This window comes from Streptomyces sp. NPDC002032 (assembly GCF_042890765.1).
Classification (GTDB): domain Bacteria; phylum Actinomycetota; class Actinomycetes; order Streptomycetales; family Streptomycetaceae; genus Streptomyces.
In genome coordinates this window covers 210,816-232,000 of the sequence record NZ_JBIASM010000010.1, presented here as the reverse complement: position 1 = coordinate 232,000, position 21,185 = coordinate 210,816, and the positions used below count along the sequence as shown (strand labels likewise).

Below are 21,185 nucleotides of genomic sequence, written 5' to 3'. Positions count from 1 at the left end.
GGACTCAGCCGGCGGCCCGCACCGCCGGCGCGGGCACGGCGGCGCCGAGGCGGTCCAGGCGCGCGTAGAGCGCCCGTACGAGGCGGGCGCGGTCACGCGCGCAGCGGGCCGCGTCGGCCGGGGGCTCGGGCGCCGTCGCCCGGTCCGTCGCCCGGTCCGTCGCCTCCAGGAGCATGTCGGTCAGCGCGCGGAGGCCGTGGTGGGGCGGTAACCGGTCGGCGGCGCGGCGCAGGTCCTCCGCGATGACGCGCGCGGCACCGGCGAGTTGCAGCGCGAGGAGCTGGAGGTCGGCGTGGGGATCCGGGGTGTCACCGAGGACGGCGTCCGCCAGGGCCTCGTGCGTGGCACGGTCGAGCGGGAACTCCTCGGGGTCGGCGTGGGGGGCGTCGGAGTCGTGGGGGGCGTGCAGGACGAAGTGGACGTTCATCGTGGCCTTCCGGGGATGCCGATGCGGTGGCGGCGGGCGGGTACGCCGGGACACCGGTCATTGTCCGGACGGCGGGGGCCGGATGGTGGGAGTCCACGCATCTTCCTGACGGAGTGGGGCTCTCCGTGCTCACCGTGCTCACCGGGAGGCGGGGACGGCCGGCCCCGCGTCCGCTAGGCGGTCGGCCGAGCCGCCCGCTCGGCTTCCGTCCGCAGCGTGCGGGCCCGTTCGGCCGGGTCGTAGCCCGGCCCGACGCCCTCGATCAGCAGCAGGTCGCCTTCGATGTGGTCGGTGCGCAGGTGCAGGATGGCCCGGTAGTCCGGGGAGTCGTACCAGGCACGGGCCGCGGCCAGGCCGGGGAACTCGATCAGCACCATGCTGCCGGGCCACGTCCCCTCCACGACCTCGGTCGGCGGGCCGTGGACGACGAAGCGGCCGCCGAAGGGGTCGAGGGTGGCCTGGATGCGCTCCAGGTACGCGAGGACGTCGGGGTGGTCGCGGCGGCTGCGGAGGTGGGCGAAACCGTAGGCGGGCATGGTGGGGCTCCTTCGTTCCGGGGGATACGAGGGGGTACGAGGGGTACGAGCGCTCCGAGGGGGGATGCGTGCGAACGTAGCCGGGAGCGGCGGGGCGGCGCGATGACCCGGGAGGTAATTGCGGCCGCGTGCAGGGGCCGTTGGGTGTGCGGCCGCCGCGGTGCGCCGCCCCGTTCTTGTCAGACCCGCTGCCGGGCGCGGACACTTCTTCCCAGCGGGACCGAACTTCCATTGGGGGGATGGCAGTTGAAGTTACAGCCTGCGCCGGTAGCCGGTGTCCGGATCCGTGACGTGGTGGCGAGCGTCGTCGCGGCCTGCGCGCCCGAGGAGACGGTGGTGGTCGAAGGGCTGCTGCGCTACAGCGACGCCGAAGTGCTGTCCCGGCTGCGCCGGCGGCGCGGGGACCGCGACCCGCTCGGCTTCGGCCTCGCCGAGGTCGCGCCGCTGGTGGCCCCCCTGGTGTGGCTGACCCTGGACCAGGCCCGGGAGAGGCTCGCGCAGGCGATGGTCGACGGGGCCTCGCGGGGTTCGGCATCGGTGTGGCAGCGCGTGCTGCGGCGCAGGCCGGCCCCTGCCGTCATCCCGGCACTGACCCCGGCGCAGCAGCGGGTGGTCCACCGGATGGTGCTCGACGCCGCCGCGCGGGCCACGCTGCCGGACGAGCAGGCCAGACGGATCGCCGACGGGGTGGTGGCCGGCCTGGTGCTGTCCGATCCCGGCGAGGACCGGGGGGTGGGCCCGGAGGAGGTACGGTGACGGCCGCCGATCCGGGGCCGCCCGCGCCCGACGAGCGGATTCTGCGCGCGGGCACGAACGCCCGGTTCGCCCTGCTCCTGGTGCTGCTCGTGGCGTCCAGCGGCGCGATGCTGCTGTCGGTGCTCGCCGGCCTGCGCGACGGGGACTCCATCGGGTGCCTGCTGGCGGCCGGGGCCGACGCCGACCATCCCTTCGAGGCGGGATCGGCACTCCGTCGGACCGGCCAGGCGCTCGCCTACCTGCCCTGTGTGGCCCAGTACGATCCGCCGGTGCCGTGGTGGCAGATCCTGACCGGGCCCGCCGTGGTCCTCCTCGTCGCGGCGGCCACCACCGTCCTGCTGCCCCGGTGGAAGGAGCGGCCCGGCCGCTGCGTCCGGCTGGAGCTGATCGACGGCACGGGCGCGATCTCCGCCCGGATCCGTGACCTGGCCGCGGGCCGCGTCGACCGGGTGCCGGCGCTGTTCGTGGCACCCGCCGCGCTCTCCAGGAGCGGCGCGGTCTTCGGGACCGACCGCAGTCCCCGGCTACGGCTGAACGCGGGACTGGTCGCCTGCCGCGACACCGACCCGCGCACCTTCGACGCCGTCGTGCTGCACGAGCTGGGCCATGTGGCCAACCGCGACCTGACGATCACCTACGCCACCGTGGCCCTGTGGCGCGCCTTCCTCGTGCTGGTCGTCTGCCCCTACCTGGTCTTCTCCGCCTGGCTGGCCTCGGTCTTCATCACCTCGGGCAGCGGATCCTTCGCCGCCCCCGTCGCGCGCTTCCTGATCCTGCCGCTGGTGATCGCCGTCGTGCTGTACGTCGTGCGCGCGGACGTCCTGCGCAGCCGGGAACTGCACGCCGACCTGACGGCCCGCCGGTGGGGTGCGCCGCTGGGGCACGTCTGGGCGGCGATGCCCGCGCGGGCCGGCCACGGGCGGGTGCGGCGATGGGCGGGCGCGGTGGCGGATCGGGTACGGACCCATCCGAAGTGGGAGGTACGCCGGGACGCCCTGGCCGATCCCGCGCCCCTGTTCTCCGTCAGCGCGCTGCTGATGTTCCTGATCGGCGTGATCGCCACCCTGACGAACGTTCACCTGATCTCGTACTTCTTGCCGCGCCTCGGGATGCTGAGTGGCTGGGTCGGGCAGGCCGTCGGAGCCCTGCCGGCCGTGATGGTCTCGGTGTCGGCGTCGGTGCTGATGTGGCGGGCGGCGGCCTGGGCCGCCGTCCGGGACCGGCGGCCCCCCACCGGCCTGCGCGGCGGGCTGTGGCTGGGAGCGGGGATGGTGTCCGGTTCGTTGCTGAACGGCCAGTCCACCGGGGACCTGTGGCTGCCGCGCGGGTGGTGGGCCCTGGCCGTGGTCGTGGTGGCCGCCACCGGGTACGTCTGCTGGACGACCGAGTGCGCCCGGCTGGCGGCCGTGTCGTGGCCCGGCCGCTCACTCGGGCCGCCGCTGACGCTCTGTCTGGTCGCGGGCGGCCTCGTCCTGGCGGCCTGGTTCAGCTGGTGGGACTTCTTCGGGGTGACGCTCGCCCACGGGGTCGGCCTCGATACGGCCGGGGTCCGACAAGGCGTCGTCACCTGGTTCCCCGGCGAGGGCGAGGCCCATCCCGGTGCGCCCATGGTGATGGTGTGGACGCTCGTCGCGCTGGCGACCACGATGCAGATACCGCTGGTGCCCGTCGCCGCCGTCGTGGCGTGGGCCGTTCCGTTCGTTCTGTGGGCCGCGGGCCGGACCGGCACGGGACGCGGCCGGGCGGTCGCGGACGGCCGGGCGGCAGGGGATCACGCCTCGCGGGGCGGCGCGAAGCCGGCCCGGCTCGTTCCTTCTCTGCGGTGGGCGGTGTGGCCCGCGCTGGGCGGTGGGGCGGTGGCCGCCCTCGGCATCGTCGGAGTCCAGGCGTCGCTGCACGCCCTGCACGCGGCAGCGGACCAGCGCGGTGGGCCGTTCGCCCTCGGCTACGCGCTCTGGACGCTCGCGGCGGTCGTCCTCGGATCGGCGGCCGCCGCCGTGGTCGCGGTGCTCGCGCCGGGGTTCCGGTTGCAGGCGGCACTGATCGCCTCCGGCCTCGCCGCCCTGCTGGGCCTGGGCGGCGCGGTGGCTCTGATCTCCGCCGACGGCTGCTTCCCGGCGCTGACCGTCCTCCACGACGGGTGCGGCTGGCGGCCCGCGTGGCGGCAGCTGGAGGGCGGGCACACGTTCCGCCTGGTCGTGCAGGGAGCGCTCCTGCCGGCCCCCGTCACCGCGATGCTCGTCACCGCGGTGGCGGCTCTCGTCCGGCGCGCCCTGCATCCGCTGCGCGCACGGCGCGCACGGCGCGCACCGCGCGCGGCCGCGGCCCGGCGGCCTTCCGGTCCGGCGCGGGCCGCCGCCACCTCGGCGTTCGGCGGTTTCGCGGTCGCGGTGGCCCTGGCCACCGCGACCGTACTGGTCATCGGCGATGCGCACGCCCAGCTCCGCACCCAGGCCCAGACGGTGACCCCCGCCTACCAGGCCTCCCTCCAACGGGTGCTGGGCATGCCGGACCTGCCGGTCCCTGCGCGGATGCGCCGACGCCAGGTCCACGCCTGGTACCGCCTCGGCGGCCGGTACCTCCTCGACCGTGCGATCGCGTACGACGACGCGCTCCAGACGCTCCTGACTCCGGACATGCGCATCACCCCGGAGCTGACCGCCAGGATGCGCCCGCTCTGCGTGGACCTGCAGATCATCGGCAGCTGGGAGCCCTACTACTTCCGGGTGCCCGACCCGGCGGCACAGGATTCCTGGCACCAGTTCGGGGTGACCGCCGTGAGCGAGGGCCGGCGGTGCGCACAGGCACTCGACCGGGCGGACCTGAAGGCGCTCATCAGTGCGGTGACCGGCCTGACGCTCGCGGCGTACTACGCCACCGACGCGTCGGTCCAGGTCAAGGCGGTCATCGACGATCCGCTGGACTCCGTCTTCACCGGCCCTCCGGTCCAACCGGCCCAACCCCGGCTCTGACGGGCGGGGACCGCTTGCCGGGGATCGCCGGGTGGCGGACGCATCCGGTGGCGGCCGGGGCGGCGAAGAGGGGGTGAGGGGCGCGGCAGCGGGCCGGGCGCCGGGGCGGTGGAGGAGTGGGCACGGTGATCACGGTGGAGCGCGGTTTCCTCGTCGGGGTTCCCCTCGACGTCCTGGTCTCCTACCTGGAGGACTTCGGGCACGCCGCGCAATGGGATCCGGGCACGCTGCGGTGTGACCGGATCGACGGGGGGCCGGTACGGCCGGGCGCCCGCTGGCGCAACACCTCGCGCTTCCGCGGGCGTACCACGGAGCTGGTGTACCGCCTGGCGTCCCGCGAGCCGCAACGGCTCGTGTTCGTCGGGGAGAACAAGACCGTGACCGCCACCGACGACATGCGCTTCGAGGCACGGTCGGCCGGCGCCACCCACATGACCTACACCGCCTCGCTGCGGTTCAAGGGCCTCGCCCGGTTCGCCGAGCCGTTCCTGCGGCGGGAGTTCGAGGGGCTCGCGGACAAGGTCGCCGAGCGGCTGCCGGCCGTGGCGCAGTCCCGGTGAGGCGCGACGCTCAGGAGGGGTCCGGCGGGCGGGGGACGCGGACCAGGAAGACCTCGTCCGGGAAGCACCAGGCCCAGTCCTCGTCCGGGGCGAGCGAGACGACGAGGGGATGGCCCGTGGCGGTGTGGTGTGCGTACGCGTGACGGCCCCGGGAGCTGTCGCAACACCCCACGTACCCGCAGGTCAGGCAGCGGCGCAGGCGCACCCAGGACCAGCCCCGCGCACGACAGTCCGTACAGCCCTCCTCCGGTGCGGGGGCGGGGGTCGGCGGATCGGCCGGCAGCTCCGCGGCGTGGGCGCAGGTGCGGGCCCGGGGACGTCCGCCGTCCGGGGCCACCGCCCACTCGGTCCGACGGCCCACGGCCACCTCCGGAACTCCTGCGCGCGGGCGCCCGCGCGGACGGCTGGAAGCGCGTGCCCGGGGGTCGCGGCACGCGCTTCCAGCGTACGCCCGGCCGGGCGCGGCCCCGCGCTACTGGTGGGAGGCCTCGGCCTCGGCCACCCGCTGGAACTCGCCCAGGTCGTAGTTGGCCAGCGTCGAGTCGAGGTTCGTCAGCGCGCCCAGGTGCTCGATGAACCCCTGGGGTTCGTACTCGATCTGGAGCGTCACCCGGCTCTCGGTGTCGCTGAGGCGGTGGAAGGTGACGACGCCCGCGTGGTGGACGCCCTCGATCGTGCGCCAGGCGATGCGCTCCTGGGGGACCACCTCGACGAGTTCGGCCACGAAGCCCTTGTCCGCGCCCGGCAGGGCCACCTGCCAGGCGAACGTCGAGGCGTCGATCCGGTCGACGTGCTTGACGTGGCTGAGGAAGGCGGGCCAGCGCTCCACGTCCTGCCACAGGGCCCAGCTCACCGCCACCGGTGCCTTGATGTCGACCGCTTCGAGCAATGAGGACGCCATGGGTCCCTCCCTCTGTCCGTCTCCTGTGTGAACGTGCCTGCTGTCCCTCCGCTACCCAGCGGATCACGTTTCACCGCACGGAACGCGGGGCGGGCGTCCGTCGTCAGGCGGGCTGCGGGGTGAGGCGTTTGTGGCCCTTGCGGTCGTAGTACGAGGTCATGGCGAAACCGAACACGAGGGCGAGGACGATGCCGACCGCGATCATGATCCAGGAGTGGGTGAGGCCGGCGTCGCCGCGGGCGTCGAAGTAGAGGATGGCGCGCACCCCGTCGCTGAGCTGGCGCATCGGCTCGAAGTGGGACAGGAAGCGGTAGAAGCCGGGGACGGCCTGGAGCGGGACGGTGGCTCCCGAAGACGGCAGGCCCAGCACGATGAAGACGAACATGGAGACCAGCTGGCCGATCCCGCCGAACGCGGCGTTGATGGCCTGGACGCCCAGGCCGACCGCGAGGGCGGCGCAGTAGGAGTAGACCCACAGCAGGGGCAGCCGGGTCGCGTCCATGTCCAGCACGGCGACGCAGGCCAGCATCACCAGCGTGGTGGTGAGGAGCGTGATCCCGGCGGTCATCACCATCTTGAGCAGCAGCGTCTGGGTGCGGTTGATCGGCACGGTCGGGCGGCGGGTGTGCCAGGGGCCGATCTCGTTGTCGGCGTAACCGAGGGCGGTGTCGACCCCGTTGCTGATGACGTTGCCGCCCATGAACCCCGCCAGGACGAGGAGCAGGGTGTAGTAAAAGGCGGTCAGCCCGAGGCCGCTGCGGGTGCCGATGGGGTGGCCGGCCTGGGTGACGATGCGCAGCGGGTCGGCGAGCAGGACCTTGGCGGTGGGGCTCGCCGCGGCGGCGGCGGACGCCGTCAGCTGCCGGCCGACGGTCAGGGAGGCGGCGTGGGCCGCCCGGTTGGTGATCTGGGCGGCGAGGGAGGAACCGAGGCTGCCCTTGCCGGGGTTGGTGAGGATGAGGAGCGTCGGCTGCCGCGTGGCCCCGGACGTCGCCAGCGCGGCGACGGAGTCCGTGAACCCGGCCGGGACGACGAGCGCGCCGTACACCTTCCCGGAGTCGAGCTGGTCCTGGGCCTGGGCGGGGGTCAGCGGGCGCCATTGGGCCTTGCCGCCGGCGGGGTCGGAGGCGATGGCGGTGGTGAGCTGGGAGCCCAGGTTCTGCTGCTGCCCGGGGAGCGGCTTGCCGGTGTCGTCGTTGACGAGGGCGATGGGCAGGTGGCGGAGCTGCGCGTTGGGGTTGACGATGCCGCCCATGTAGAGGAGGGACAGCAGCAGCGCCAGCAGTCCGGCGAGGACCGTGGGTACCAGCCACAGTCGGGGCCGTCGCAGGAGCGTCGCGGCACGGGCTTCGGGGGCGGCGGGCTGGGACATCGCTCTCCGTAGGTTCCCGGCGGCGGGGGGAACCGGGCTCGGGCGCCGGGCGGGCGGGGTGGTGGCGGGGCGGGGGGCGTGGGACGCCCTGTCGGCTCACGGAACATCAGGAGGGGGCCCGTGGCGGGAGAAGCCGCGCCGTACGTGCGCCTCGTCCACTCCGTTGCACTAGGGGCGGGCGGGGGCGGCGGGAGTTCCGTTACGGGGCCAGGGCCGCGGCCAGTTGGGTGCGCGAGCGGATGCCCAGCTTGCGGTAGACGCGGCTCAGCATCGTCTCCACCGTCTTCACCGACAGGAACATCCGCTGCGCGGCCTCCCGGTTGGTGGCTCCCCCGGACACCAGGGCCGCCAGCCTGAGCTCGTGCCCGGTCAGCCGGGCGAGCGGGCCGCCGGGGGCGGAGCCGGGGGCCGGGGCCGCCGTGTCGGGGCGCAGGCCCGTCAGGCGGGCCAGGTGCTCCCGCGTCAGCTCGCTCCACGGGCGGGCCGCCGACTCCTCGAACACCTCCAGGGCCGCCTCCCAGGACGCGCGGGCGGCCGCGCGGCGGCGCCGGCCCCGCTCCAGGCGGCCGAGGGTCAGCCGGGTCCGGCCCTCTTCGACCGGGAACCCGAGCCGTGCGAAGGTCCGCGCCGCGTCGCGCAGCAGCTCCGCCGCCTCGTCGTCGGCGCCCTCCAGGTGCCGGCACACCGCCCGGGCCCTGGTCAGCGCGGCCCGCAGACCCGCGTGCGCCGGGCCGGGACCGACCCGCTCGCGCATCCGCTCCAGCAGGGCCCGGGCCCGCTCCTGCTGGCCTGACGCGGCGAAGGCCTCCACGGCGTCGCCCTGCCAGCGCAGGATCCCGGGGTCCGCCGCCCCCTCCCGGTCCTCCAGGTCGGCCACTTCGGCCAGCGCCGCCGCGGCCCGCTCCACCTCGCCGGTGTGCAGGTGGACCGCGCCCAGCACCCACAGGCCCCGCGCCACGTGCAGGGAGTCCCGCTCCTCGCGCGAGGCCCGTACGCCCTGCTCCGCGTACCGCAGGGCCTCGGGGAAGGCTCCGCCGCAGCTGTGCGCGAGCGCGGCCGTGTACCAGGCCGGCCCGGGCGACAGGCCCGCCGCCGCGGTGAGGGCGACCGCGCGGGCCGACCAGTGCAGGGCCCGCGCGCAGTCCCCCAGCCCGGCGTCCGCCTCGGCCATGCTCCGCCACACGTCGACCAGGTCCTCGGCCTCCCCGGCGGCCTCGGCGGCCGGGAGGAGTCCGGTCAGCATCCGGCGGGCGTGGGCGAGGCGGCCGTCGAAGACCGCGTGCCGGGCGGCCAGGTACTGGGGGCTGTTGCGGATGCCGAGCCGTGGCGGGGGCACGGCCAGGGACAGGGCGCGTGCCAGGGTGACCGGCGCGGCGTCGAGCCGGCCCAGGACCCGTTCCATGCGGGCGCGCATCGTCAGGGCGGCCGCTTCGAGGGGGAGGTCCCCGCCGTCGCGGGCGAGCCGGGCGGCGGCCCCCGCGTGCCGCAGGGCCGCCGCTGCCTCGCCGCCGGTGATGTTGGCCCGTACGGCCGAGCGCAGTTCCACGGCGGCGAGCAGCGCCGGGTCTCCGGCCGCCCGCCGGTGTGCCGAGGCGAGGAGGGGCTCCATGGCGCCCGTGTCCTGGCCGTGCGCGTCCACCACGGCCAGCAGGGCGTGCACCCGTTGCGCGGCGCTGCCGCCCGCCGCCGCGATCAGGTCGGACGCCTGCCGGGCCAGGTCCGCCCGCCCGGCGGCCGCCGCGTCCCGGGCGGCCGAGGCGAGCCGCTCCAGCCGTGGCCGGGGGTGGTCGGCGGGGGTCAGCCGGGCGGCGAGGAGCTCCAGTTCGGCGGCCGCGAGGCGGTCCCCGGCCTCCCGGGCGACGGCGGCGGCCCGCGCGGTGTCCTCCGCGAGGGGCTGGTCGGCGCCGTCCTGGGCGAGGGCCCGGTGCCGGGCCCGCTGGACGGGGTCGTGCACCGCCCCGGCGAGGGCCCGGTGGATGCGGCGGCGCTGCCGGGCGGTGCCGGTCGCCGCCGCGGCCTCGGCGAGGGCCCGCGCGGCGAACCGGGCCGGGGCCGGGGTCACCGCGTCGGGGTCGAGGGGGGTTCCGGGGGTTCCGGTGGGTCCGGGGGTTCCTGGGGTCAGCAGCCCGACGCTGACGGCCCGGTCGACGTGGTCCTCGGCGAGCGGGCGTCCGGCCGCGCGCAGCAGATCGAGATCCGGCTGCCGGGCCAGCGCGGCCACCTGGAGGGTGTCGCGCACCTCGGCGGGGACGGTGGCCAGCCAGGCCCCGGCCAGCTCCCGCACTTCCCGGGGCCAGCGCGGGCCGCCGTGGGCGTCGGGGCGCAGGGCGGCGCAGCAGGCGTCGAGGAGGGCCCGGTGGCCGCCGGTGTACTCGCGCACCGGCGCCGCCCAGCGGGCGGGGAGCCCCGCCCGGCCGAGGGCGGCGGCCGTCTCGGTCAGGTCCGCCGGGGGTACGGGCAGCAGGGGCGGGTGCCCGCCGAGCAGGGCGGCCGCCGCGGCGGGGTGTCCGGTGGTCCGCTCGGCGACCACCGCCGCCAGCCGGTCGGCGGGCAGGGCGCGCAGGGCGTACCCGAGTGCGGCGGCACTGGCCGGATCCAGCCACTGGGCCCCGTCGACGACGAGCAGTACGCGCTCCCCCGCCCCGAGCCACGCAACCAGCGCCACCCTCACCCCGAGCGACCCCCCACCCTCACCCCAGCCGACCCCGCCCGGGCCGCCGCCGGAGCCGCCGGACGGAACCGGGCCGGGGGCGCCGAAGCGGGCGTCGGCCGGGGCGGGTTCGCCCCGCCGGGGGCGGGTCCCGCGCGCGGCGTCCGCTTCGGGGGCCGCGCCCGGGATGCCCGCCGTGCGGCGCCCGTTCCCACCGTGCGGCCCCACCACCCCGGCCCCGGCCGCCGGGGCCGGAGCGGCCGTACCGCACGCCGGGCAAGCGCACAGCTCGCACTCCGACGCCCCGACCGCCGGACAGCCCGACGGGGCGCCGCCCGGGATGGCCACCGTTGAAGCCCCGTCCCCGCCGCGCGGCTCCAGCGCCCCGGGCCCGGATGCCGGGGCCGGAAGGGCGGTGCCGCTCGCCGGGCAGGCCCACAGGGCGTACTCCGGTGCCCCGACTGCCCCAATGCCCGGGGCTCCCCCCGGGATGCCCAACGTAGAACCCCCACCACGCGGCCCGGGCGGTGACGGGTCGTCCTCCGGCGTCCCGCCCACCCGCGGGCCCGGCGGGGCCGGTGCCGGTGTGCGGTCCGGCGGGGGGTACGGGCCCGGCCGGGGGGTGATCAGGCTCAGCAGGGTGGCCGCTCGGGCGGCGTGGGAGCCGTCGTCCCCGGCCGGGGCGGCCCCCGGTGCGGCGAGCAGCTGGGCGACGGCGGCGTACGGGACGTGCTCGTCGCCCGGCTGCGTACGGACGCGCAGGCACCGCCACGGCGCGGGCGTCGCCGACAGGGCGTCGAGGAGCGCGCTCTTGCCCGCGCCCCACGGCCCGCTCACGGCCAGCCGGCCGTGCCGTTCCAGCAGCCGGACGGCGTCCCGGGCCGGCGGGGGCGGCCGGTCCCCGTCGGCCCCGTACCCCCTGCTCGTACCGTCCGTCCGCGCGTTCACACCGCGCACCGTAGGCGGGCCCGCCCGCCCCGGCAACGGTTCTGACCACGGATCGGCCCGCGACAAGGGTTTTCCCCCACCTCCCCCTCCATCTTTTCCGCACGCGCGAGCGCCCCTCGGCGCGGGGGTTTTCCCGGATACCGGCGGTGGTGCCCGGCCGGGACGCTGTGGGCCTCCCCGGGAGCCGCCCCACCCCGGCCCCGCCCCGGCCGCCGTGCCCGTCGTCCCCGCGCACCCCTGCGGGAAGGGCCGCAGCACGCACCGCGGATGACACGCCGTCACCCGTCCGCTCTCCTTCATGGAAGGCCCCCACCCCATGCGCAGTTCCGTCAACCGGCCGGCGCTGACCGGCCTCGTGGCCTTCGCGGCCCTCGCCACGCTCGCCGTGCCCGCCGCCCGGGCCGGCGGCCCCTCGCCGTCCGCCCCGGCCGCCGCCGCCCCCGCCGCCGCCACCGCCGCCGCCACCGCGCCGCAGGCCCGGGTGCCGCAGGACGTCCAGGACGCGATGGGCCGCGATTTCGGCCTGTCCGCCGCCCAGGTCCGTGACCGGATCGACCGGGAGACCGAGGCCGCCCGCGCCGCGACCGCCGTACGGGCCACCGTCGGCGACCGGATCGCGGGGCTCTGGTTCGACGCCTCCGACGGCCGTCTGCACGTCGCCGTCACGGGCGCCGCCGGCTCCGCCGAGGCCGCCGCCGTCCGCGCCGCCGGAGCGGTCCCGCACCAGGCCCGCTCCTCACGCGCCCGGCTGGAGGAGACGGCCGCCACCGTGGGCCGCTGGGCCTCCGGCGTGCCCGGCGTCGTGTCCTGGGGCCCGGACGCCCGCGCCGACGGGGTCGAGGTCACCGTCGACCCGGGCCGCTCCACCGCCGCGACCACCGCGTTCCGCGCCCGCCTGGCCGCGCTCGCGGACCTCGTACGGGTCGTCGAGTCGCGGGACGTGCCCCGCCAGCAGGGCGGCAGCGTCATCGGCGGGGAGAAGTGGATACCGGGCAGCGAGAGCCCCTGTTCGATCGGCTTCCCCGTCACCCGTACCACCGGGGGCGGCGGCAAGGCGTTCCTGACGGCCGGTCACTGCACCAACGACGCGGACCAGCCCGCCTACGGCAAGGACGGCAGCCGCGTCGGCACGTCCAACAGGGGTGGCGTGGGCAGCGTCAACGCCAGGGAGGGGGACATGGGCATCGTGGACGTGGACCAGGCCGCCTGGAGCCTGGCCCCCACGGTCGCGGGCTGGGGCAAGGGCGACGTCACCGTCACCGGTTCCGCCGAGGCCGTCGTCGGCACCGCCGTCTGCCACTCCGGGCAGACCACGGGCCTGCAGTGCGGCGAGGTCACCAAGGTCGACCAGAGCGTGGACTACGGCACCGTGGTCATCGACGGGCTCTCCTACTCCAGCGCCTGCTCGGCGGGCGGCGACTCGGGCGGCAGCTACGTCACCGCGGCCGGCGGCAAGGCCGTCGGACTGCACTCGGGCGGCGGCAGCGCCACCTGCACCGGCGGCAGCGGGGAAAAGTTCACCATCTTCCAGCCCGTCAACGAGGCCCTGACCAGGTTCGGGGCGTCGCTGGTGACCTCCGCCCCGCAGCCGGACGCCGTGACGGTGGCCGCCGTCTCCGCGCAGAGCGGCGTCACCGGAACCCCCGTGGAGCTGAAGAACTCCGCCGAGGGCGGCACCGCCCCCTACACCTGGACCGCCACGGGCCTGCCCGCCGGGCTGGCCGTCGCGTCGGCCACCGGCACCGTCTCCGGCACTCCCACCACCGCCGGAACGTCCTCCGTCACCCTCACCGCCACCGACGCCGCCGGCCGGCGGGGCAGCACCACCTTCAGCTGGACGGTGACCCTCCCCGGCACCGGCAGCGGCCCGGCCCTGAGCGACCCGGGCAGCCAGAGCGCCTACATCGGCCGCCCGTACCGTCTCCAGCTCCAGGCCACGGGCGGGACGAAGCCGTACGCCTTCGGCGCGACCGGCCTGCCCGTCGGGCTCACTGTCGACAAGTCGACCGGTGTGGTCTCGGGCACGGCGACGGCCTGGGGCTTCCGCAACGCCACGCTGACCGTCACGGACGCCTCGGGCAGGAAGTCCACGGTCACGACCACCTTCACCGTCTGGTCCTGACGCCCCGCACGCGGCGCCGTCGTCTCCGGTCCGGGGGGCCGGAGACGACGGCGGACGGATCCGGGGCTGCCGGGCCGGGGCGGTTCCTCATACGGTTCAGCCCTTGGCACCGTCAGACCGTCAGACCGTCAGACAGGGGAGGCCCGCTCACATGGCCGAGCTCCATCCGCCCATCGAGCCCTACGCGCACGGCATGCTCGACGTCGGCGACGGCAACCGCGTGTACTGGGAGACCTGCGGCAACCCCGAGGGCAAGCCGGCCCTCGTCCTGCACGGCGGCCCGGGCTCCGGCGCGGGGCCGTCCTGGCGCCGGCTGTTCGACCCGGCGGCCTACCGCATCGTGCTCTTCGACCAGCGCGGGTGCGGCCGGAGCACGCCCGACGCCGCGGATCCGCAGACCTCGCTCGCCACGAACACCACCCCGCACCTGATCGCCGACGTCGAGCTCCTGCGCCGGCACCTCGGGATCGACAAGTGGCTCGTCACCGGCGGCTCCTGGGGGGTGACCCTCGCGCTGGCCTACGCCGTGCGGCATCCCGGACGCGTATCGGAGCTGGTGCTCTTCAGCGTCACCCACACCACCCGCCGTGAAGTGGACTGGGTCACCCGGGACATGGGGCGGGTCTTCCCCGGGGAGTGGGCCCGGTTCCGCGACGCCGTGCCGGAGCGGGAGCGGGACGGCAGCCTGGTGGAGGCGTACGCCCGGATGCTCGCCGACCCGGATCCGGCCGTGCGGGAGCGGGCGGCCCGGGAGTGGTGCCGGTGGGAAGACGTGCACGTGTCCACCCACAGCGGGCACAGGCCCGATCCCCGTTTCGAGGACCCGCGCTTCCGGATGCGCTTCGCCCGCCTCGTGACGCACTACTGGCGGCACGCCGGCTTCCTGGAGGACGGCGCGCTGCTGAGCGGTGCCGGGAAGCTCACCGGCGTCCCCGGCGTGCTGGTACACGGGCGCCTGGACATCAGCAGCCCCCCGGACGTCGCGTGGCGGCTGGCGCAGGTGTGGCCGGACGCGGAGCTCGTGCTGATCGGCGACGAGGGGCACGGGCTGTCGGGTCACGCCACGACGGAGGCCGTACTGGCGGCCATTGACCGGTTCCGGTAGGCCCGGCCGGCCCAGCCGGCTCAGGCCGGCCGGCCCGGCGTCCCGTACAGGTCCCGGTAGGCGGGGAAGGAGCCGCCGGGCCCCTCGAAGCCCTCCGCCGCCCGCACCGCGTTCACGACGGCCCGGGTCACCGTGTCCGCCGCGCCCGCGAGGACCGCGTTCACGGCCGCCGTGCCGGGTATCTCCCGCTCCCCCGTGGCGAGGGCGAACACGGTGTCGCCGTCGTTCATCAGGTGCACCGGCCGGATCGCCCGCGCGAGTCCGTCGTGCGCGCAGCCCGCCGGCTTCTGCGCCTGGGCCTGGGCCTTGGACAGCACGGCGTCCGTGGCCACCACCGCCAGCGTGGTGTTGAGCAGGTCGCCCGTACGGGTCCGCGCGCGGGCCCGGTCCAGGCGGGCCCGGGCGGCCCGGTGCACCGCTGCCGCGGGGTGGGCGGCCGGCCGGCCGCCGTAGAACTCGCCGTACAGGGCGCCGGTCCGGGGGTCCACGACGGAGCCCACCGCGTTGACGACGACCAGCGCGCCCACCGTGACAACCGGCTCCAGCAGGGTCCCGGCCGAGCCCACGCCGCCGCGCATGCCGCCCGCGACGGCGCCCGTCCCCGCCCCCACCGACCCCTGGGCCACCGGGGCCCGTACGGGCGTACGGGCCGCCGACTCCACGGCGGCCCGGCCCAGGGCCGCGTCGGGCCGGGCACCGAAGTCCCCGCCGCGGCCGAGGTCGAAGAGCGCGGCGGCGGGGACGACCGGGACGACCTGTCCCGCCCCGGGGCCGACGGAGAAGCCCCGCCCGTGTTCCTCCAGCCAGCTCAGGACGCCGTGCACCTAGGCCAGACCGTAGGCGCTGCCGCCGGTCAGGACGACGGCCTCCACCTTCTGCACGAGGTTGCGCGGATCCAGGGCGTCGGTCTCGTGCGTCCCCGGCCCCCCGCCCCGGACATCGACCCCGGCCACGACCCCGCCGGCCGGCGCCAGCACCACGGTGCGGGTCCAGCCAAGGTGAGCCCAAAAGGGGCAGTGGGATGATCTTGAAGCCCTGGCGGGGTAGGCCTTCGGTTAGAAGTGGCTCGGCGGCCTTCTCCCACCGCCTCCGCCCGGCCACGGGCGCCTCGTCGCCCAGTGCCGTCGATGTGCACCCGCACCGCGCCCTTGATCAGCCTGCTTCGGTCAAGGCTGCGCGCGCGGCGGCGAGGATCTCCTCGGAGAGCGGGGAGCCGCTGGTGGCCCGGGACAGAACCAGCGCTCCGAACAGGGTGCAGAGGCGGACGATGCCGTCCTGGTCGTCGGTGGCGAGGAAGTCGGCGAAGTCGGCCACCCCCTCGGTGTAGACGCGACGGGCCTCGCGCCCCCCGCCCTCGCGCGCGATGTCGGTGGCGAGGGCGGCGACCGGGCAGCCGTCCGCCGGGGCGTCGCGGTGCTCGACGGAGAGGTAGGCGTCGATCAGCGCCTGCTGGGCGGCCTCACGCTGCCCCTCGTGCCGCTCCAGCCCGGCGCTGTAGCGCTGGGTGAGCTCGGCGAAGGCGTGGGCGGTGGCCTCGTCGACGAGCGCCTCCTTGGAGGCGAACTGCTTGTAGAAGCCGCCGTGGGTCAGACCGGCCGCCTTCATCAGGTCGGCGACGCTGACCTGTGTGCCCTGCTCCCGGAACAGCCGGGATGCGGTGTCCACCACCCGCCTGCGATTTTCCTCCGCCTGCGCCTGCGATACGCGGCCCATGACCACCTCCCATTTGGATGTCGGCTGGCATCTATCGTAGACCCATGTTTAGATTGGAATCGTAATCTAATTTTTTGCGGGTGGCCGGCGGCGCCCGCCAGGACAGGAGCGAGCATGGAACTGAAGAACACGGTCGCGGTCGTCACCGGCGCCAACCGAGGGCTCGGGCGACACCTGGCCGCCCAGCTCGTCGAGCGCGGCGCGAAGGTGTACGGCGCGGCCCGACGCCCTGAGACGGTCGACGTGCCGGGCGCCGTCCCGCTGCGCCTGGACGTCACGGACGAGGCGTCGATACGGGAGGCCGCCCTCATCGCGTCGGATGCGACCCTGCTGATCAACAACGCCGGTATCTCCACCGGCGCGACGCTGATCGGAGGCGACACCGACGAGGTGCGCCGGGAGATGGAGACGAACTTCTTCGGCCCGCTCGCCGCGACCCGCGCCTTCGCCCCGGTCATCGAGGGCAACGGCGGCGGTGCCGTGCTCAACGTCCTGTCCGCCCTGTCCTGGTTCCACCCGGCCGGCCTCGGCTCCTACGCGGCCTCCAAGGCCGCCGCCTGGGCGCTGAGCGACGCGACCCGTGAGGAGCTGGCACCGCGCGGGATCACCGTATCGGCGCTGCACGTCGGCTACATGGACACTGACATGGCCGCCGGCGTGCCTGCCGATCAGAAGGTCGCTGCCGCCGACGTCGCGGCCCAGGCCCTGGACGGCATCGAGACCGGCCTGCCCGAGATCCTCGCCGACGAGACCAGCCGGTACGTCAAGCAGAACCTGTCCGCGGCACCCCAGCCGACCGCGGGCTGACGCTCACCCCTCCACCCCGGCGCGACCGCCTTCTCCCACCCCTCATGCAAGGACATCTCATGCGCTACACGACCTTCGGACACCGAACCGGACTGCGTGTCTCCGAGTACGCGCTCGGCACCGCGAACTTCGGCACGGGCTGGGGCGCAGGCGCCGAGCCGGACGAGGCACGCCGGATCTTCGAGCGGTTCGCCGAGGCCGGCGGCACCTTCCTCGACAGCGCGGACGGCTACCAGTTCGGCGAGTCGGAGGAGCTGACCGGAAAGCTGATCTCCGCCGACCGCGAGCACTTCGTCCTGGCCACGAAGTTCGCCCTCGGCGCCGCCCCGCAGCCGGACATATCCAAAACCGGCAACAGCCGCAAGAACATGGTCGCCTCGGTCGAGGCCAGCCTGAAGCGCCTGGGCACCGACTACATCGACCTGCTGTGGGTGCACTTCCCCGACGAGCTCACTCCGATGGAGGAACTCCTGCGCGGACTCGACGACCTGGTGAGCGCCGGCAAGATCCACCATGCCGCGCTGTCCAACTTCCCCGCCTGGCGCGTCTCGCGCGCGGTAACTCTCGCGGACCTGAAGAACTGGGCCCCGATCGTGGGCATCCAGCACGAGTACAGCCTCGTCGAACGCACCGCCGACCGCGAGCTGCTGCCCATGGCCGAGAGCCTCGGACTCGGCGCCGCCCTGTGGTCCCCGCTCGGCGGCGGACTGCTCACCGGCAAGTACCGCACCTCTGCCGAGGGCCGCCTGAGCGACCTGGGTGCAGTCATCCACACCGAGAGCACCGGCCAGAAGACCGCCGTCGTAGACACCGTCCTGGCGATCTCCGAGGAGACCGGCGTGACGCCCGCCCAGGTGGCGGTGGCCTGGGTGCGCGAGCGCGCCGCCCGTTCCGTGGCCACGCTCGTCCCGATCATCGGCCCGCGCAACCTCTCCCAGCTCGACAGCTATCTCGGCGCCCTCGACGTCCAGCTGACCGACGCGCAGTACACCCGCCTGACCGAGGTCAGCGCGGTGCCGCTCGGCGCGCCCCACGAGGGGACCGCCGCCTCCCTGGACCGCCTCCAAGGAGGCGCCGCCGACCGCGTCACCACCCCGATCGTGCCAGTGGCCTGATGAGTGAACGCGGCTCAGGCCGCAACGCGCCCGCGCCGCAGCCAGAAAAACTACACAAACCATTTCAAGAAGTACGGCGGCCATCCGGGATGCGCCACCGAGATACCCGACCCCCAGAAACGCTTTGCCAGGAGTGCTCCGTGAAAGCCTTCGTCCTCGAGAAGTACGGTTCCCCCTTGCGGGAGGTCGAGATGCCCGCACCGGTCCCCGCCCCCCATGAGGTGCTCGTGCGCATGGTCGCGTCGGGCGTGAACCATGCCGACGAACGGGTCCGTTCCGGCGAGTTCAAGGCAATTTTCCCGTTCCGGCTACCCAAAGTCATGGGCGGTGAGCTCTCCGGCGAGGTCATCGAGGCCGGCTCCGCGGTACGCGACATCGCCGTGGGTGACCACGTGTACGGCTATGTCGACTTGGCGGCCACGGGCACCTTCTCCGAGTTCGTCGCGGTCGACGCCGCCACGATGGCACCCGTGCCCCGGTCGGTGAGCCTGGTCGAGGCCGCGGGACTTCCAGTCGTCGCGCTCACGGCCTGGCAGGCCCTCGTCGAGATGGGCAAGGTGAAGAAGGGCCAGACCGTCCTCATCCACGGCGGGACCGGTGGCGTGGGATCGGTCGCGATCCAGCTCGCCAAGCACCTGGGCTGCACCGTCGCCACCACCGTCTCGACGGCGAACATCGCAGCCGCACGAGAGCTTGGCGCCGACATCGTCATCGACTACCGCCACGACGACCTCGCACAGAGCCTCGCCGGCACGCCCGTCGACCTCGTCCTCGACACCCAGGGCGGAGCCACCCTGCAGGCTTCCCTCGGCGTTGTGCGCCCAGGCGGCACCGTCATCGGCATCACGGGCCCGCCCGACCCGGCCTTCGCGCGGCGCGTCGGCGTCAACCCCATCGTCCGACTCGCCATCCGGGCCCTGAGTGCCCGCACCCGCCGCCGGGCACGCGCGCTCGGGGTCACCTACCGCTTCCTGTTCATCACACCCGACAGCGCCGCGCTGCGTCAGGTCGCCGGGCTGGTCGACGACGGGGTGCTGCGCCCGGTCATCGACCGCGTGCTCCCCTTCGGCCAGACCCCGCGGGCTCTCGACGAGGCGCTCGCCGGCGGCACACGCGGCAAGGTCCTGGTCACCACCGACCCGAAGGCGGTGACCAACCGTGGCTGAGTCCAACGTCCGTCCCCGCCCGACCACGTGGGCCACGGCGCCCAACCGCCGCATCGTCGTAGGGTCGGACACGCTCGTCTACCGCGACCTCGGCCCCGAGAACGGCGTCCCGCTGGTCCTGCTCACTCACCTGGGTGCCACGCTCGACGAGTGGGATCCCCGATTTGTCGACGCGCTCGCCCGCGACCGCCGCATCGTCGCGCTCGACCTCCCCGGGGTCGGCGGATCCACCGGCCGCGTCCCAGGCACCGTCGCCGCGATGGCGCGTGCGGCGGAGGGGTTCGTGGCCGCCCTCGGCCTGACCCAGATGGACCTGCTCGGATTCTCGCTCGGTGGCTTCGTCGCCCAGCAGGTGGCCCTCGATGCGCCGGGACTCGTGCGCCGCCTCGTCCTGGCCGGAACCGGCCCCGCCGGGGGAGCCGGAATCGACCGTCCGACCGGAGGAGCCTACGTCTACTGGGACATGGCCCGTGCCGCGATGGCCCGCACCGACGCCAAGGAGTTCCTGTTCTTTCCCCGCACCCCAGCGGGCAAGGCGGCAGCCAAGGCCTACCTCGCGCGCCTGCGCGAGCGCGTCATGGACCGTGACACCCCCATTAAACTGTCGTCCTTTCACCGCCAGATCACCACTATCCGGGGCTGGGGCCGGGCTGAGCCGCAGGACCTCTCCCGCATCGGCGCCCCGACGCTCATCGCCAACGGCGACCACGACCGCATGGTCCCCACTGAGCTGTCCCACGACATGCACGCCCGCATTCCCGGCAGCACGCTGATCATCTACCCAGGGGCCGGGCACGGCGGCGTCTTCCAACACGTCGACGAGTTCATCAACGCCGTGCGATCCCACCTTGACACCGACAGCTGACATCGGCTCCTCCGCACGCACCCTCGGCCCGGCCGACCTCGCCCCCCGCCGGGCCGGGGTGGGCCTGTACGACGGCGGCACCCTCGTCTACGTGACCGCCCGCCCGGCTGGCGAGGACGCCAACGAGATAGAGCGCTTCGAGGCGACGGCCCAGGAATGGACCAGCTTCTACGCCCAGCCTTAAGCCGAAGGTGATGGAGTCAGGTCTCGCCTTCGGCTGGAGTCGGTTGTCACCTACGAAGCCACCCGACAGCAGCAAACGGCTCGGCCAGATCAACGACCTCCTGCGGCGTTGGAGCCAGGAGAGGCGGCTGGTGACGACCTGGGACGCGGTAGGCGACCCTGCGAGCACATGGCCCCGGCCGCCGCGGTCTACACCGCCTTGTGCCGGACCTGCGGCGGCCTGTACGACAAGCCATGGCGCCGTATCCGGCCCTGCCCCGGTCAGCCTCGGCGTCCTCCGTATCGCAGCCGCTTGAGCAGCAGCGTCGAGGAGATCGTGCCCTCGCGGACCGAGACCGTGACCCGCATCAGGTCCTTGAAGTGGGTATCGATCAGGTCCCAGCCGATCACGTTGCGCCCCGCTTCGCCGAACAGGGCGTCGATGTGCTCGTAGACGGCGCTCCGGGACGGGCGGAAGAACAGGCAGTCCTTCCAGTTGTGGATCCTGGGCATCAGATCAATGCCGAGCAGGTCCGCGAGCGCGAACACCGGATAGCTCTGGCCTTGCGTGTCGGCGTGGATCGTGCCCGGCTGCACCTCGGAAGCGTTCTTCAGCAGGCCCTCGATGATGTAGACCGCCTCCCACACCCCGCACGGCACGAAGTGCGTGAACAGCGCGATATACAGGTCCGAGATGTGGTGGTATGCGATGCCACCCACTGCCCCGTACCGTACCGAGGTCTCGGCGAGGAGGTTGTCGAGGTAGGTGTCCATATGGGTGCCGTCGGCCGCGGCGGTGGTGCCGTTGCCCCAGGCGCGGGACATGTCCAGCTTGGCGTGCGCGTTCACCACGTCGGTGAGCGCCTCGTTCAGCTTGGCGGTGGTCGCGTGCCGGCGGGCGGCCACCGACAGCTCGTGCGCGCTGACATTGGCGATGTGGCGGGCGGCCTCGGCGAAGGTCATGTTCGTGCCCTTGACGAACGTGGTGATCACATACCGGCCGAAGGG

18 protein-coding genes and 1 pseudogene are annotated in these 21,185 nt (G+C 74.7%); 10 read left to right on the top strand and 9 right to left on the bottom strand.

All coding sequences use genetic code 11. The features are described 5' to 3' along the window. Positions 1–4: 4 nt before the first annotated feature. Positions 5–427: a restriction endonuclease gene (locus tag ACFYYT_RS23770; protein WP_351818700.1), complete on the bottom strand. Its 423-nt coding sequence runs from the start codon at positions 425–427 to the stop codon at positions 5–7. A gap of 173 nt (positions 428–600) precedes the next feature. Next, positions 601–963 carry a DUF1330 domain-containing protein gene (locus tag ACFYYT_RS23765; protein ID WP_351818703.1) on the bottom strand — a complete coding sequence of 121 codons (363 nt, stop codon included), beginning with the start codon at positions 961–963 and terminating at the stop codon, positions 601–603. Between the two features lie 246 nt (positions 964–1,209). Here ACFYYT_RS23765 and ACFYYT_RS23760 point away from each other — a divergent pair, with 246 nt between their 5' ends. The 3 genes from ACFYYT_RS23760 to ACFYYT_RS23750 all read left to right on the top strand — a co-directional run bounded on the left by ACFYYT_RS23760 (position 1,210) and on the right by ACFYYT_RS23750 (position 5,251). Beyond that, entirely contained in the window at positions 1,210–1,719 is a 510-nt protein-coding gene (locus ACFYYT_RS23760; RefSeq protein WP_351818706.1) for a hypothetical protein, read from the top strand. Next, positions 1,716–4,691 carry a M48 family metalloprotease gene (locus ACFYYT_RS23755; RefSeq protein ID WP_351818709.1) on the top strand — a complete coding sequence of 992 codons (2,976 nt, stop codon included), beginning with the start codon at positions 1,716–1,718 and terminating at the stop codon, positions 4,689–4,691. The genes ACFYYT_RS23760 and ACFYYT_RS23755 overlap by 4 nt, the downstream gene beginning before the upstream one ends. A 125-nt stretch (positions 4,692–4,816) precedes the next feature. Next, the gene (locus tag ACFYYT_RS23750) at positions 4,817–5,251 is read left to right on the top strand and encodes an SRPBCC family protein (RefSeq protein WP_351818711.1); all 435 of its coding nucleotides are present in this window, start codon (positions 4,817–4,819) and stop codon (positions 5,249–5,251) included. Positions 5,252–5,261: 10 nt separating this feature from the next. Here ACFYYT_RS23750 and ACFYYT_RS23745 read toward each other — a convergent pair whose 3' ends face one another. From ACFYYT_RS23745 to ACFYYT_RS23730, 4 genes are all read right to left on the bottom strand, one after another. After that, positions 5,262–5,612: a UBP-type zinc finger domain-containing protein gene (locus ACFYYT_RS23745; RefSeq protein WP_388609152.1), complete on the bottom strand. Its 351-nt coding sequence runs from the start codon at positions 5,610–5,612 to the stop codon at positions 5,262–5,264. A 111-nt stretch (positions 5,613–5,723) separates the two neighbouring features. Continuing rightward, positions 5,724–6,152, bottom strand: coding sequence for an SRPBCC family protein (locus ACFYYT_RS23740; protein ID WP_351818714.1), 429 nt, complete (start codon positions 6,150–6,152; stop codon positions 5,724–5,726). A 103-nt stretch (positions 6,153–6,255) separates the two neighbouring features. Continuing rightward, positions 6,256–7,524 (bottom strand): DUF3533 domain-containing protein, encoded by a 1,269-nt coding sequence (locus ACFYYT_RS23735; protein WP_351818717.1) that lies wholly within the window; start codon positions 7,522–7,524, stop codon positions 6,256–6,258. Between the two features lie 199 nt (positions 7,525–7,723). Then, a complete protein-coding gene (locus ACFYYT_RS23730) occupies positions 7,724–11,122 on the bottom strand; it encodes a LuxR C-terminal-related transcriptional regulator (protein ID WP_351818720.1) in 3,399 nt (1,132 codons plus the stop codon). Positions 11,123–11,438: 316 nt separating this feature from the next. Here ACFYYT_RS23730 and ACFYYT_RS23725 point away from each other — a divergent pair, with 316 nt between their 5' ends. Continuing rightward, on the top strand, positions 11,439–13,244 hold the full coding sequence (locus ACFYYT_RS23725; protein ID WP_388609147.1) for a putative Ig domain-containing protein: 1,806 nt from the start codon (positions 11,439–11,441) through the stop codon (positions 13,242–13,244). 151 nt (positions 13,245–13,395) lie between these two features. Continuing rightward, positions 13,396–14,349 carry a prolyl aminopeptidase gene (pip, locus tag ACFYYT_RS23720; RefSeq protein ID WP_351829724.1) on the top strand — a complete coding sequence of 318 codons (954 nt, stop codon included), beginning with the start codon at positions 13,396–13,398 and terminating at the stop codon, positions 14,347–14,349. Positions 14,350–14,369: 20 nt separating this feature from the next. Here the strand turns inward: pip and ACFYYT_RS23715 are convergent. Further along, positions 14,370–15,329, bottom strand: a pseudogene (locus tag ACFYYT_RS23715) (P1 family peptidase). A gap of 172 nt (positions 15,330–15,501) precedes the next feature. Beyond that, on the bottom strand, positions 15,502–16,062 hold the full coding sequence (locus ACFYYT_RS23710) for a TetR/AcrR family transcriptional regulator (RefSeq protein ID WP_351829722.1): 561 nt from the start codon (positions 16,060–16,062) through the stop codon (positions 15,502–15,504). 114 nt (positions 16,063–16,176) lie between these two features. Here ACFYYT_RS23710 and ACFYYT_RS23705 point away from each other — a divergent pair, with 114 nt between their 5' ends. The 5 genes from ACFYYT_RS23705 (at position 16,177) to ACFYYT_RS23685 (ending at position 20,199) form a co-directional block, all read left to right on the top strand. Continuing rightward, the gene (locus ACFYYT_RS23705) at positions 16,177–16,869 is read left to right on the top strand and encodes an SDR family oxidoreductase (protein WP_351829719.1); all 693 of its coding nucleotides are present in this window, start codon (positions 16,177–16,179) and stop codon (positions 16,867–16,869) included. Positions 16,870–16,928: 59 nt separating this feature from the next. Then, on the top strand, positions 16,929–17,984 hold the full coding sequence (locus ACFYYT_RS23700; protein ID WP_351829717.1) for an aldo/keto reductase: 1,056 nt from the start codon (positions 16,929–16,931) through the stop codon (positions 17,982–17,984). A 140-nt stretch (positions 17,985–18,124) separates the two neighbouring features. Continuing rightward, the gene (locus ACFYYT_RS23695) at positions 18,125–19,150 is read left to right on the top strand and encodes an NADP-dependent oxidoreductase (RefSeq protein WP_351829715.1); all 1,026 of its coding nucleotides are present in this window, start codon (positions 18,125–18,127) and stop codon (positions 19,148–19,150) included. Beyond that, on the top strand, positions 19,143–20,015 hold the full coding sequence (locus tag ACFYYT_RS23690; RefSeq protein WP_351829713.1) for an alpha/beta hydrolase: 873 nt from the start codon (positions 19,143–19,145) through the stop codon (positions 20,013–20,015). Before ACFYYT_RS23695 ends, ACFYYT_RS23690 begins: the two co-directional genes overlap by 8 nt. Continuing rightward, complete coding sequence (locus ACFYYT_RS23685) at positions 19,999–20,199, top strand: hypothetical protein (RefSeq protein WP_351829711.1); 201 nt, start codon at positions 19,999–20,001, stop codon at positions 20,197–20,199. Before ACFYYT_RS23690 ends, ACFYYT_RS23685 begins: the two co-directional genes overlap by 17 nt. Positions 20,200–20,459: 260 nt before the next feature. Here the strand turns inward: ACFYYT_RS23685 and ACFYYT_RS23680 are convergent, their stop codons facing one another. Further along, positions 20,460–21,170, bottom strand: a complete 711-nt coding sequence (locus ACFYYT_RS23680) for a Tn3 family transposase (protein WP_351829708.1) — start codon at positions 21,168–21,170, stop codon at positions 20,460–20,462. Positions 21,171–21,185 lie beyond the last annotated feature (15 nt).